The sequence below is a fragment of the Kaistella pullorum genome, from assembly GCF_014837035.1.
Classification (GTDB): domain Bacteria; phylum Bacteroidota; class Bacteroidia; order Flavobacteriales; family Weeksellaceae; genus Kaistella; species Kaistella rhinocerotis.
The window spans coordinates 210,311-222,566 of sequence record NZ_JACSPS010000002.1; the positions used below are offsets into that span (position 1 = coordinate 210,311).

Sequence of the window (12,256 nt, forward strand, 5' to 3'; positions counted from 1 at the left end):
CATGGAAAAAATAAAAGCAGGAATTGTTGGCGGAACAGGTTTTACGGCTGGTGAATTAATCAGAATTCTGCTCTATCACCCGAATGTGGAAATCTCTTTTGTGACCAGTCAAAGTCTTCAGGGCGATTTTATTTCGGATGTTCATAAAGATCTTTTCGGCGAAACGAACCTTAAATTTGAAAATCTGGCGCAACCGGCCGACATTATTTTTCTTTGTCTTCCGCATGGTGAAAGTAAAAACTGGCTCATAGAAAACGAAAAACGAATCGCACCCGATACGAAAATTATCGACCTTGGAAACGATTTCCGTGTTGATGAAGAATGGAACGATAAGAAATTCATCTACGGACTTTCAGAATTCAACAAAGAAAAAATCGCGAAGTCTTCTTATATCGCCAATCCCGGATGTTTCGCTACTGCGATTCAATTAGGAATTCTGCCGATTTTGAAGCAGGAAAAAATCGAAAAAATCCAGTGCGTTGGAATTACAGGTTCTACAGGTGCCGGAAAAGCGCTGCATCAGACGCTGAATTTTAACTGGCGAAGCGATAATATTTCACCTTATAAAACCTTTATTCACCAGCACATTGCGGAAATTGAAAAAAGCATTTCCCTGATTTCTGATACAAAAACGGAGATCAATTTCATCCCATGGCGCGGTGATTTTACGCGTGGAATTTTCGTTTCCTTGATGATGGAAAACGATTTTTCCCAGGTTGAAATTGAGGAAATCTATAAATACGCATACAAATATTCGAAGTTTGTCTTTGTTTCAGCAAGTCCAATCGATTTGAAACAGGTCGTAAACACGAACAAAGCCGTTGTTTACATCGAAAAAGTCGGTAAAAATCTGGCCGTTCACGTGGCGATCGATAATCTTTTGAAAGGCGCTTCGGGACAGGCGATCCAAAATATGAACCTAATGTTTGGTTTTAATGAAAAAGCAGGCCTCAACCTTAAACCTTCCGTATTTTAATCATGAAATTATTTGATGTATATCCGTTGATGCCCGTAAATATTGTGAAGGCAGAAAACTGCAAACTTTGGGACGAAAACGGCGCCGAATATCTCGATTTTTATGGTGGTCACGCGGTAATTTCTGTTGGACACACGCATCCGCATTATGTGGCAAAAATCAAAAACCAGTTGGATCAGATTGGTTTTTATTCCAACTCGGTGATCAATAAATTGCAGGAAGAACTGGCGGAAAAGCTCGGAAAGATTTCCGGTTACGAAGATTACAGTTTATTTCTCTGCAATTCCGGTGCGGAGGCAAACGAAAATGCGCTGAAAGTCGCTTCTTTCACTTCAAGAAAAAAGAAATTTATTACGTTCAGAAATTCATTTCACGGCCGGACTTCCGCTGTCGTGGCTGCCACAGACGATCCTTCGATTGTTGCGCCCGTAAACGAAACCGAAAATTTTATCTTCTGTGAATGGAACAATGTTGAAGAATTTGAAAAACTTTTTTTTGAAAATATTCAGAAGTTGGCCGGAGTCATTATTGAAGGAATTCAGGGAATTGGCGGAATTCAGATTCCGTCGCAGGAATTGATGAATAAAATTGAAAGGCTGTGCAATGAAAATTCAGTTTTCTTTATTTCTGATGAAATCCAGTCGGGTTACGCGAGAAGCGGAAAATTCTTTGCCCATCAGTATTTTGATGTGAAACCTGATATCATCACGACAGCAAAAGGAATGGCGAATGGCTTCCCGATTGGTGGAGTTCTAATTTCCCCAAAAATTCAGGCAAAACACAAAATGCTCGGAACCACATTTGGCGGAAATCATCTTGCTTGTGCCGCTGCTATTGCGGTTCTTGAAATCATTGAAAACGAAAATCTGATTCGGGAATCTTTAGAGAAAGGGAAATATTTAATTCAAAAATTAAAAGAGATTCCGCAGATCAAGGCAATCCGGGGAAAAGGACTTTTGATAGGAATTGATTTTGAAATTCCGGCCGCTCAGGTTTCAAAAAAATTAAGGGAAGAATTTAAAATCTTTGTCGGAAGCGCTTCAGATCCTTTAACCATGAGGCTTTTACCGCCACTTACCATTTCTTATCCGGAAATGGATTATTTCATCTCTTCTTTAAAATCAGTCCTAAATTCAATTTAAAAATGAAAAATTTCACATCAGTATACGATATATCAAATCCTGAAATCCTTGTTCAGGAAGCTTTGGAACTTAAAAAAGATCTTTACGGCTTTGGCGATTTAGGAAAAAATAAAACGCTTGGATTGGTGTTTTTAAATCCAAGTTTAAGAACCAGAATGAGCAGCCAGAAAGCCGGAATGAATCTCGGAATGCAGGTTCAGGTCATCAACGCCGGACAGGATGGCTGGAACTGGGAATTTGCAGAAAACGCGGTGATGGACGGCTCTACAGTTGAACATATCAAAGACGCCGCAAAAGTTCTGAGCGAATATTGCGATGTCATCGGTTTGAGATGTTTTCCGGGTTTGAAAGATCGCGACGCAGATTACAGCGAATTTGTTCTGAATTCATTTATAAAATACGCAACCGTTCCTGTAATTTCCTTGGAATCTGCAACTCGACATCCTTTACAGAGTTTCGCGGATTTAATTACGATCCGAGAAAACTGGAACAAACCTCAGAAACCGAAAGTTGTTCTTTCATGGGCGCCGCACATCAAACCGCTTCCGCAGGCAGTTGGTAATTCTTTCGCGGAATGGATGAATGCTGCGGACGTCGATTTCTGCATCGCAAATCCTGAAGGTTATGATTTAAGCGAAGATTTTACGGGCGATGCAAAAGTGTATCACAATCAGGAGGAAGCTTTGAAAGATGCTGATTTTGTCTATGGGAAAAACTGGTCGTCTTATGATGAATATGGTGCGATGCCTGTGGTGGAAGGAAACTGGCTTTTAGGTGAAGAGTTTTTGAAAACAAATCCTGAAACGAAATTCATGCACTGTCTTCCGGTCCGAAGAAATCTGGAAATGAGTGACGCGGTTTTAGATTCTGCCAATTCTTTAATTTATGAGCAGGCCAATAACAGAACAATTTCAGTACAGTTAATTATCAAGAAAATCCTCGAAAATTCATTGTAAAATGGGAGATTTATTCATCATAAAAATCGGTGGGGAAACCATCAACAGCAAGGAGACATTGAAAACCTGTCTGAAAGCGATTGCTAATTCCGGCAAAAAGGTAATCTTGGTGCATGGCGGCGGAAAAAAAGTGACAGAACTAGCACAGAAACTGTTCATTCCCCAACAGATGGTTGAAGGAAGACGCATCACTTCTGGTGAAACTTTGGAGCTTTGCACAATGGTTTATGCGGGGTTGATCAATAAAAATATCGTGGCGGGTTTGTCGGCACAAAAACTTATGGCAATCGGACTTTCCGGCGCAGATCTGAATTGTGTAGTCTCGAAGAAAAGAGATGCTTCTGTCATTAATTATGGATTTGTTGGCGATGTGGTGAAAGTTGATGATGTGGTTTTTGAAAATTTTATTGCCGGGAACATCATTCCCGTGGTTAATTCAATCAGCATCAGCGAAGAGGGCGACCTTTTAAATACAAATGCCGATGTAATGGCTGCTGAAATCGCCAAAGCGATGTCGGCAAAATATAAAACGCATCTTATTTACTGTTTTGAGCGAAGTGGGGTTCTGCAGGATATTACCGACGAAAATTCTGTAATTCCTGTCATTTCCAAAGCGGATTTTACGCAAATGAAAGAAACGAAACAGATTGCTGACGGAATGATTCCGAAACTTCAGACGGCTTTTAGGGCGTTGTATCACGGTGTGGAAGAAGCCAGAATTCTTAAAAGTGACGCGTTGGAGCAATATTTCAACAACGAAAATCCGGGAACAAATATCAGTTTGCACTAATGGAGATCTTAAAGAACGACGCCCGGAATTTTCTGATCGAATTGATCGAAACGCCTTCTTTCAGCCGGGAGGAAGAAAATACTGCGCTGATTATTGAGAAGTATTTAAATCTTAAAAATATTCCGTTTCAGCGGAAAGGAAATAATATCTGGGCAAAAAACCTTCAGTTTGACGAAAATTTACCGACAGTTTTATTGAATTCCCATCATGACACGGTAAAACCAAATTCGGCGTACACTCTTGATCCTTTCGAAGCCGTACAGAAACAGGGAAAGATTTTCGGCTTGGGAAGCAATGATGCAGGCGCAAGTTTGGTGAGTTTATGGGCTGTTTTCACGCATTTTTACGCTGTAAAACTTAAATATAATTTGATCTACGCCACCACTGCAGAAGAAGAAATTTCCGGAGAGAATGGCGTAAAATCGATCCTCGAAGATTTAGGAAAGATTGATTTTGCAATTGTTGGTGAGCCTACGAAAATGGATTTGGCGGTTGCGGAAAAAGGTTTGGTTGTATTGAATTGTGTGGCGAAAGGAACAGCTTCTCATGCTGCTCACATTAATGATGATAATTCGATCTATAAAGCGGTTCGGGACATTCAGAAAGTACAGAATTTTGAATTTGATAAAGTTTCTGAAGTTCTCGGGAAAGTAAAAGCGACCGTAACGATTATAAACGCCGGTTCACAGCACAATGTGGTTCCGGATCAGTGTCATTTTACAATTGATGTCCGCACAAATGAGCATTATTCCAATTCGGAAATTTTAGAAATTTTCAGAAATGAACTGGAGTCGGAAATCCAACCAAGATCATTGGCTTTAAATTCTTCAAAAATCAATTTAGATCATCCTTTTGTGTTTGCTGCGCAGAAGGAAAACTGCAGTTTATACGGGTCTCCCACGGTTTCGGATCAGGCGCTGATGCCGTTCGATTCAGTGAAAATTGGTCCCGGAGATTCTACCCGTTCGCATACGGCGGATGAATTTATTTATCAGCATGAACTCGATGAAGGCATCGAAAAATACATTAAAATTCTCTCACATATCCTCTAAAGATGAAACATAATAAATTGTGGGCAAAAGATTCAGCGAATCAGAATTATTTGGAAATCATTGAAAAATTTACCGTTGGTAAAGACAAAGATTTCGACATTCTGCTTGCCCAGTACGATATCATCGGAACCAAAGCACACTGTACGATGCTTACTAAAATCGGATTTTTAACAGAAAACGAAAATATAAAAATCCAGAAAGAACTGGATGAAATGTATATTTTGGCGAAAGATCATCTGCTGACAATTAATGATGGAGTAGAGGATATTCACAGCCATATCGAATTCAATCTTACCCAAAAACTGGGCGATGCCGGAAAGAAAATTCACACAGGAAGATCAAGAAATGATCAGGTTTTGCTCGCGATTAAACTCTATCTGGCCGCGGAAATCAAGGAAATCGCACAGCTTTCAAAAAATTTATTTGAGCGTTTAATAAATCTGGCCGAAACACATAAAACAGCTTTAATGCCGGGTTATACTCATTTTCAGATTGGTATGCCGTCATCATTCGGCTTGTGGTTTAGTGCTTTCGCGGAATCTTTATCTGAAGATTTAGAAGTTTTAGCCTCCGCATTATCGGTTGTTCAGAAAAATCCGTTGGGTTCCGGCGCGGGATTCGGTTCTTCGTTTCCTTTGGACCGGGATTTTACAACGAAAGAACTGGGACTGGAAAAAATGAATATTAATTCCGTTTATGCGCAGATGACGCGCGGAAAATCGGAGAAAATCACGGCAATGGGAATGAGTACGGTGGCGGCCACATTAAGCAAACTCGCGTATGATATCTGCCTGTTCAGCAATCAGAACTACGGTTTCCTGAGTTTTCCGTCCGGACTTACCACTGGAAGCAGCATTATGCCTCACAAAAAAAATCCTGATGTTTTTGAACTGATTCGCGCAAAATCCGCCCGAATTCAGAGTCTTCCGAATGAACTTACACTGCTTACAAACAACCTTCCGTCCGGTTATCACAGAGATTTTCAGCTGACGAAGGAAATAATTTTCCCGGGAATTCAGGATTTAAAAGATTGCCTGCAGATTTTTGAATTTATGCTTAATAATATCCAGATTAAAGAAGATATTTTGAAGGATGAGAAATATGATTATCTTTTCAGCGTCGAAAAAATCAATGAACTGGTAATGAATGGGGCGACTTTCCGGGAAGCTTACCGCGAGGTCGGAAATTCCATTGAAGACGGTTCCTACAGTTACCGGAATGATGATTTAAAGCACACCCACAAAGGAAGTATTGGGGATTTGTGCCTCGATGAGATTTCTGCACAGTTTGCAGAAGTCTTCCAGAAATTTAAATAATGTATGAAAGCTTTAGACCTTACAGACCATAAAATCCTCAATTTCTTACAGGAAGATTCAACGGTTTCGGTGAAAGACTTGGCGGAAAAAATCGGACTTTCCTTTACTGCCACCTATGAAAGGATAAAATCACTCAAAAACAACGGCATCATCCGCAAAAATGTCGTGTTGATCGATCCGGAACTCGCCGGATTTGAACTGATGGCATACTGTAATATCGTTCTGAAAGAGCAGTCGCACGACAAACTTCAGGAGTTTGAAGATAAAATAAAAGCGGAACCGCAGGTGATGGAGGTCGTGAGTCTTTCTGGCCAGTACGATTATATGATCAAGGTCGTCGCTAAAAACATTAAAGATTACAACAGTTTCATGACAACGGTGATTGCCAATATCCCGAATATCGGCCAGTATCACAGCAATATTGTGCTGTCGGTCATCAAGAATGACACTAAGTTTACTTTTTAAACCAGGAATTTTTCCTGATTTTTTTATTTAATTTTGATTGAATCAACTAAATCAGAATTAACAGCATGGCAAAATATAAAATCCAGAAAAATCCATCGATCGTTCCAACGACGGACGGAAAACTCATCAAAGAAATTTGGGGAAATTCCACCGACACACCCGGAATTTCGATTGCACATATGGTTGCACCGCCAAACTGGAGCGAGCCGCATCAAACGCCGGAATTTGACGAGTTTACTTACATTCTGCGCGGTAAAAAACAATTTGAAATCGATGGTGAAACTGTGATGTTGAGCGGCGGTGAAAGCATCCTGATCGAAAAAGGTGCACGCGTACGTTACAGCAATCCGTTTGATGACGAATGCGAGTATATTGCCATTTGCCTGCCGGCCTTTTCTATAGAATTGGTGAATCGGGAAGACTGATGTGCGCTGGTTTTTTCTTAGAGATGAAAATGCTCGCCAACGTGAAAATGAGCAGGATGTGGAGGTAATACGCATTCTGTACAAGCTCGAGATAGTTCATCTTAAAGTTGCTCAGTGAAATCAGGATTAAAATCTGTGCGCCATAAGGAATCAGTCCCTGAATATAGCATGAAAAAATGTCGAGTACAGAGGCGCTCTGCTGCGGCTGCAACTCATATTTATCACTGATTTCTTTTGCAATCTTTCCCGAGATTATAATGGAAATGGTATTATTGGCCACGCAAAGGTTTGCCGCGGAGACCAACGCTCCAATCCCAAGAAGTGCTGTTGTTTTTGAACTGATAATGCGGCTGATGTTTTTAAGCAAATACGCTATGCCGCCAGCTTTTTCCACCAAAGCGGCGAGACCGCCTGTAAGCAGCGACAGCAGAAAGATTTCGGTCATGCCCGTAAAGCCTTCGTAGGTTTTTTTGGCAAAGCCTATGAAATCAAAACTGCCAAATCCCAATCCTAAGATTCCCGCGAACAGCAAACCGGCGAACAGCACCACAAAAACATTCAGGCCTACAAGCGAAAGCGCTACGACCAGGATGTAGGGCAGAATCAACAGTAAGTTGAAGTCTTTAATCTCATTTGCGGCCGACGTCTGTTCGTGCGAAAAACCGATGACCGTAAGGATGATTATTGCTACCGCCGCAGCTGGCAACGCAATTTTCGAGTTGTAGCGGAACTTATCTTTCATCTGGCAACCGAGGCTTTGGGTGGCGGCAATCGTCGTGTCGGAAATCAGCGAAAGATTATCGCCAAACATAGCACCTGCCAATAGACATGCGCCAATCAGCCCTAGCGGTGATTCACTTTTTTCAGCCATTGCGATGACGATAGGGCCGAGTGTTACGATCGACCCGACCGATGTTCCGGCAGCAAATGAAAGAAATGAAGCGATGACGAAAATACCCACCGGGAAAAAAGCCGGCGAAATATAACTGAGACCTAAATTCACGATTGAATCAACGCTGCCCGTCGCCTCCGTAACGGTCGCAAAAGCGCCGGCAAGCAGGTAAATGATGCACATCGTAAGGATTTTGCCGTCGCCGCAACCTTTCAGGAAGGTGTCTACTTTTTGGTTGATTGTCCCTTTAAGCAGAATAAAAGCGGCCGTAATGCCGATCAGCGCTGCGACGGGTGAGGGCAAGGCATAAAAATCATCATAATATATTCCGAAGCCGAGAAAAACCGCGACGAATACCAATAACGGCCAGATAGCCACTGCCTGCGAACTGATTGATTTCATAATGCAAATTTAGCGGAAAAGAATTTCGGTCCGGTTGTACAGAATAAAACCTTAACACGCATTTAGTAATTGCTGACCATTATCCTGGTATGGTCTGCGTTGCCTTTGATAGATTTTAATTTGCCGCTTTTGTATGCGTGCAAATCATCGTGATAAGTGAATGTAATGTTGCCGATAGACTTAATCTTTCCGCTTTGATACGGATGAAAATCATCAAAATAAGAAATTCTAAGATTCCCGATTTGCTCTACTTTTCCTTTGAGATAGGTCTTAAAACCATCATTATATTTAAATGTAACATCACCGACAGATTTTAATTTTCCACTGTTGTAATCGTGAAAGTCGCCATAGTAGGAAATTTCACCGTTCAGCGGTATCGCATCCGGATTATCATAGTCGATATTTGAGTCGGAATCGTATGTTATCCAACCTGTATTGGGCGTGATTTTATCGGAATTTAATGTATTGATGTTTAATAATTTGCCATTCGTATTCAGGATGACGGTTGTGTTATCAATCTGAACCGCTAAATCGGCCGAGTTTCCGCTGTTGAGGAGCCGAATGTCCGTTATCTTCTGGGCTTTCAGCGACGTTAGCATTAAAATGGAAAGGAGTAAATAAAATCTTATTTTCATTGATGTTTCATTAATAATTAAAAGGCTCAAATTTATAATGGTTATCGTCAAATTTTGCCCAGATATGCTGAACGCCGTTGCTTAAAATGATTTCTTCCGCACCAGTTACCGAGTTGTAGCGTGCGCTTTGTTCAAAGGTTTGCTGCGTGAGTTTTATTTCCGGTGCTTTACATTCAACCAAGATTTTCGGCTGGGTTTTTTCGGTAACCAGCAGGTCAATGCGTTTGGTAGTCCCGTTCAGCAGGATTTTTTTTTCAAGGATAAGCGATGAGAGATTGCGGCCTTTTATGAAGTGGAAATAGTGCACCCAATGCTGGCGCACCCACTCTTCGGGCGTGAGCAGGAGCCACGTTTTGCGTACGAGGTCATAAATAAAAAACTTATCTTTGTCGCTCCTGATTTTAAAGTCAAAAGTATCCTCAAAATTCAGTTTCGGAACTTGCATTTATGAAAGATTTAGATTCAATCCTCAAAAATATTAAAAATAAGGAGCTGCTGCCAATCTATTTTTTTCACGGTGAGGAACCCTACTACATCGATGTTGCAATAAAATCTTTTGAAAACGATGTGCTGGAGGAGGATGAAAAAGCCTTTAACCAGACCGTAGTTTACGGCAAAGACACCACATTCAGTGACGTACTTTCACTCGCGCGCCAGTTCCCGATGATGGGCGACCGCCAGGTGATTATCCTAAAAGAAGCCCAGGAAATCAAACTCACCGAAAAAGAAAGTGAAGCACTGAAAGTTTACGCGCAGAATCCGGTACCGTGTACACTTCTCGTCATCGCGTACAAGTATAAAAAAGTGGATGCAAGAAAAGCTTTCGCGAAAACACTTTCGAAAAACAAAATGCTTTTCCTGAGCGAAAAAATGTACGATAGTGACGTGCCGAAGTTTATCGACCAACAAATCCGCAAATTAGGACTTCGCACCAAGCCGAATATTCCGGCGTTGCTTTCGGAATACCTTGGAACTGATCTTTCGCGCATCTCAAACGAGCTTTCCAAGCTAAAGATGATTCTGAAAGACACCGATGTTCTTGACGAGAAAATCATCGAAACCCACATCGGGATCAGCAAGGATTTCAATACTTTCGAACTGACAAAGACGCTGGCCCACCGTGACGCCGCGAAGGCCATGCGCGTAGCCTATTTTTTGGGTAAAAGCGCCAAGCAAAGCCCGTTTGAGATGATAATGGGTTCGCTATACAGCTTTTTTTCAAACCTTATTATTTATCACACGCTGGCCGGAAAGAATCCAAAACTCATTCAGGAGGAAATGAAGCTGAATTACTATCAGGTGGAGGATCTTCGGGTGGCTGCGGCCAATTATTCTTTAAAACATGCCACACGGATCATCTCTGTTCTGCGTGAATTCGACATGAAACGAAAAGGTCTAGGCGCTGTGAATATGAACGAAACGCAGTTGCTGACGGAAATGACTTACAAAATACTAAATGTAGCACAGCTCAAAGTGAAAGTGTGATCTTAATGGTTTAATTTTGCACCTTCTAAAAACCAAAGAATTAAAATAACCTCAATATGGAACAAAATATCTTAGACTGTATCATCGTCGGCTCCGGCCCTTCCGGTTTCACAGCAGCGATCTATGCGGCTCGCGCAGACCTGAAGCCAGAACTTTACACGGGTCTGGAACCGGGCGGACAGCTTACGACAACAACGGAAGTAGACAATTTCCCCGGCTATCCCGACGGTATTACCGGCCCGGCGATGATGCTCGACCTGCAGAAGCAGGCCGAACGTTTCGATACCAAAGTGCATTATGAAATGATCACGAAAACCGAATTTTCAACTGAAAAAGGGGGTATTCATAAACTGTGGGCAGGTAACAAGGAGATTTTAGCCCGTACCGTGATTATTTCAACAGGTGCGACAGCCAAATACCTCGGTCTCGATGACGAAAAAAAATATGCCGGCGGCGGAGTGTCAGCCTGTGCAACCTGCGACGGATTTTTCTATAAAGGAAAAGATGTAATCGTAGTAGGAGCGGGTGATACCGCAGCGGAGGAAGCAACTTACCTCGCTAAACTCACCAACAAAGTGACGATGCTTGTGCGTAAAGATGTTTTCCGTGCGTCAAAAGCCATGATTCACCGTGTAGAAAATACCGCAAATATCGAAGTGAAATTTAACCATGAACTTATCGGTATTGAAGGTGAGAATGCTTTGGTGGAAAGAGCTGTGGTAATCAACAACCAAACGCAGGAAACTTCGAAAATTGATGTACACGGAATCTTCATCGCGATCGGTCATAAACCGAATACCGAAATTTTCGCAGGACAAATCAATCTTGATGAAAATGGCTACATCATAACCGTTCCGGGTTCTACATTTACCAATTTGCCGGGTGTTTTTGCAGCGGGTGATGTGCAGGATCATATTTACCGACAGGCGATTACGGCAGCGGGAAGCGGCTGTATGGCGGCGATGGATGCTGAAAAATATTTGGCTGAACTGGACTGATTTGGCTTTGCTGAATATTTAAGTTAAGAATAACAAAAAACACGCGCGTGAGAAGCCTTCTTTTTGTTTTCATCGGCGGAGGTGCGGGCAGCGTTTTACGATATCTGCTCTCCGTGGGTACCCAGCGATTCTGGATGGTGAAAACGTTTCCACTCGGGACTTTTCTCGCGAATATAATCGGCTGTTTTCTGATTGGGGTGCTTGTTTCAGCGCTGGTAAAAAGTGATCTGCATCTAAGACTTCTGCTGATCACCGGTTTTTGTGGTGGGTTTACGACGTTCTCCGCATTTTCGGTTGAAAGTGTTTCCCTTTGGCAATCCGGGCAGTTTACAGTGCTCGCAATTTATATTTTGCTGAGCGTGATTTTAGGTCTTGCGGCCGTTTGGCTGGGTCAGTCGATAGTTAAATGGTAATTTTCGGTATTGAAAATTAAGCGTTTAAGATAAATTTGAAAAAATAGTTTGGTGAGTATATAAAACCTTTTTATATTTGCACCACTGAAAACGGGAAACCGTGATCAATGGAGGAATGGCAGAGTGGTCGATTGCGGCAGTCTTGAAAACTGTTGACTGTAACAGGTCCCGGGGTTCGAATCCCTGTTCCTCCGCTTAAGTTTCTTATAACCTACTGTAAATCAGTAGGTTTTTTGTTTTATATGTTTCCCGCTTTCGTGAGTCAGTCATTGGACGATACCCATTTCCTTCGAATTTTTCTCATACCGG

At 41.8% G+C, this 12,256-nt stretch carries 14 protein-coding genes and 1 tRNA gene; 12 read left to right on the top strand and 3 right to left on the bottom strand.

Going from position 1 to position 12,256, the window contains the following annotated elements:
* Position 1 precedes the first annotated feature (1 nt).
* The 8 genes from argC to H9628_RS05485 all read left to right on the top strand — a co-directional run bounded on the left by argC (position 2) and on the right by H9628_RS05485 (position 7,122).
* A complete protein-coding gene (gene argC, locus H9628_RS05450) occupies positions 2-976 on the top strand; it encodes an N-acetyl-gamma-glutamyl-phosphate reductase (RefSeq protein ID WP_251833113.1) in 975 nt (324 codons plus the stop codon).
* Between the two features lie 2 nt (positions 977-978).
* The gene (locus tag H9628_RS05455; RefSeq protein WP_251833114.1) at positions 979-2,118 is read left to right on the top strand and encodes an aspartate aminotransferase family protein; all 1,140 of its coding nucleotides are present in this window, start codon (positions 979-981) and stop codon (positions 2,116-2,118) included.
* Between the two features lie 2 nt (positions 2,119-2,120).
* A complete protein-coding gene (locus tag H9628_RS05460; protein ID WP_251833115.1) occupies positions 2,121-3,074 on the top strand; it encodes a Rossmann-fold NAD(P)-binding domain-containing protein in 954 nt (317 codons plus the stop codon).
* A 1-nt stretch (position 3,075) separates the two neighbouring features.
* Positions 3,076-3,864 (top strand): acetylglutamate kinase, encoded by a 789-nt coding sequence (gene argB, locus H9628_RS05465; RefSeq protein ID WP_251833116.1) that lies wholly within the window; start codon positions 3,076-3,078, stop codon positions 3,862-3,864.
* Positions 3,864-4,916, top strand: coding sequence for a M20 family metallo-hydrolase (locus H9628_RS05470; RefSeq protein ID WP_251833117.1), 1,053 nt, complete (start codon positions 3,864-3,866; stop codon positions 4,914-4,916). Before argB ends, H9628_RS05470 begins: the two co-directional genes overlap by 1 nt.
* A 2-nt stretch (positions 4,917-4,918) precedes the next feature.
* Positions 4,919-6,232, top strand: coding sequence for an argininosuccinate lyase (gene argH, locus H9628_RS05475; protein WP_251833118.1), 1,314 nt, complete (start codon positions 4,919-4,921; stop codon positions 6,230-6,232).
* 3 nt (positions 6,233-6,235) lie between these two features.
* The gene (locus H9628_RS05480) at positions 6,236-6,697 is read left to right on the top strand and encodes an Lrp/AsnC family transcriptional regulator (protein WP_251833119.1); all 462 of its coding nucleotides are present in this window, start codon (positions 6,236-6,238) and stop codon (positions 6,695-6,697) included.
* A 65-nt stretch (positions 6,698-6,762) separates the two neighbouring features.
* The gene (locus H9628_RS05485) at positions 6,763-7,122 is read left to right on the top strand and encodes a cupin domain-containing protein (RefSeq protein ID WP_251833120.1); all 360 of its coding nucleotides are present in this window, start codon (positions 6,763-6,765) and stop codon (positions 7,120-7,122) included.
* Here the strand turns inward: H9628_RS05485 and H9628_RS05490 are convergent.
* The 3 genes from H9628_RS05490 to H9628_RS05500 form a co-directional block, all read right to left on the bottom strand.
* On the bottom strand, positions 7,094-8,416 hold the full coding sequence (locus H9628_RS05490; RefSeq protein WP_251833121.1) for a Na+/H+ antiporter NhaC family protein: 1,323 nt from the start codon (positions 8,414-8,416) through the stop codon (positions 7,094-7,096). The genes H9628_RS05485 and H9628_RS05490 overlap by 29 nt on opposite strands.
* Before the next feature lie 62 nt (positions 8,417-8,478).
* Positions 8,479-9,051 (bottom strand): hypothetical protein, encoded by a 573-nt coding sequence (locus tag H9628_RS05495; RefSeq protein ID WP_251833122.1) that lies wholly within the window; start codon positions 9,049-9,051, stop codon positions 8,479-8,481.
* Between the two features lie 10 nt (positions 9,052-9,061).
* The gene (locus H9628_RS05500; protein ID WP_251833123.1) at positions 9,062-9,496 is read right to left on the bottom strand and encodes a type I restriction enzyme HsdR N-terminal domain-containing protein; all 435 of its coding nucleotides are present in this window, start codon (positions 9,494-9,496) and stop codon (positions 9,062-9,064) included.
* Positions 9,497-9,498: 2 nt separating this feature from the next.
* On the opposite strand from H9628_RS05500, the gene holA reads away from it, so the two are divergent.
* From holA to H9628_RS05520, 4 genes are all read left to right on the top strand, one after another.
* On the top strand, positions 9,499-10,536 hold the full coding sequence (gene holA, locus H9628_RS05505; RefSeq protein WP_251833124.1) for a DNA polymerase III subunit delta: 1,038 nt from the start codon (positions 9,499-9,501) through the stop codon (positions 10,534-10,536).
* A 56-nt stretch (positions 10,537-10,592) separates the two neighbouring features.
* Positions 10,593-11,534 (top strand): thioredoxin-disulfide reductase, encoded by a 942-nt coding sequence (gene trxB, locus H9628_RS05510; protein ID WP_251833125.1) that lies wholly within the window; start codon positions 10,593-10,595, stop codon positions 11,532-11,534.
* Positions 11,535-11,581: 47 nt separating this feature from the next.
* Complete coding sequence (crcB, locus tag H9628_RS05515; protein ID WP_251833126.1) at positions 11,582-11,947, top strand: fluoride efflux transporter CrcB; 366 nt, start codon at positions 11,582-11,584, stop codon at positions 11,945-11,947.
* Positions 11,948-12,056: 109 nt separating this feature from the next.
* Positions 12,057-12,141, top strand: a tRNA-Ser gene (locus H9628_RS05520).
* The last annotated feature ends 115 nt before the right edge of the window (positions 12,142-12,256 follow it).

Coding starts and splice junctions, on each gene's coding strand:
- argC (WP_251833113.1), top strand. CDS start 2: ATGGAAAAAATAAAAGCAGGAATTGTTGGCGGAACAGGTTTTACGGCT.
- H9628_RS05455 (WP_251833114.1), top strand. CDS start 979: ATGAAATTATTTGATGTATATCCGTTGATGCCCGTAAATATTGTGAAG.
- H9628_RS05460 (WP_251833115.1), top strand. CDS start 2,121: ATGAAAAATTTCACATCAGTATACGATATATCAAATCCTGAAATCCTT.
- argB (WP_251833116.1), top strand. CDS start 3,076: ATGGGAGATTTATTCATCATAAAAATCGGTGGGGAAACCATCAACAGC.
- H9628_RS05470 (WP_251833117.1), top strand. CDS start 3,864: ATGGAGATCTTAAAGAACGACGCCCGGAATTTTCTGATCGAATTGATC.
- argH (WP_251833118.1), top strand. CDS start 4,919: ATGAAACATAATAAATTGTGGGCAAAAGATTCAGCGAATCAGAATTAT.
- H9628_RS05480 (WP_251833119.1), top strand. CDS start 6,236: ATGAAAGCTTTAGACCTTACAGACCATAAAATCCTCAATTTCTTACAG.
- H9628_RS05485 (WP_251833120.1), top strand. CDS start 6,763: ATGGCAAAATATAAAATCCAGAAAAATCCATCGATCGTTCCAACGACG.
- H9628_RS05490 (WP_251833121.1), bottom strand. CDS start 8,416: ATGAAATCAATCAGTTCGCAGGCAGTGGCTATCTGGCCGTTATTGGTA.
- H9628_RS05495 (WP_251833122.1), bottom strand. CDS start 9,051: ATGAAAATAAGATTTTATTTACTCCTTTCCATTTTAATGCTAACGTCG.
- H9628_RS05500 (WP_251833123.1), bottom strand. CDS start 9,496: ATGCAAGTTCCGAAACTGAATTTTGAGGATACTTTTGACTTTAAAATC.
- holA (WP_251833124.1), top strand. CDS start 9,499: ATGAAAGATTTAGATTCAATCCTCAAAAATATTAAAAATAAGGAGCTG.
- trxB (WP_251833125.1), top strand. CDS start 10,593: ATGGAACAAAATATCTTAGACTGTATCATCGTCGGCTCCGGCCCTTCC.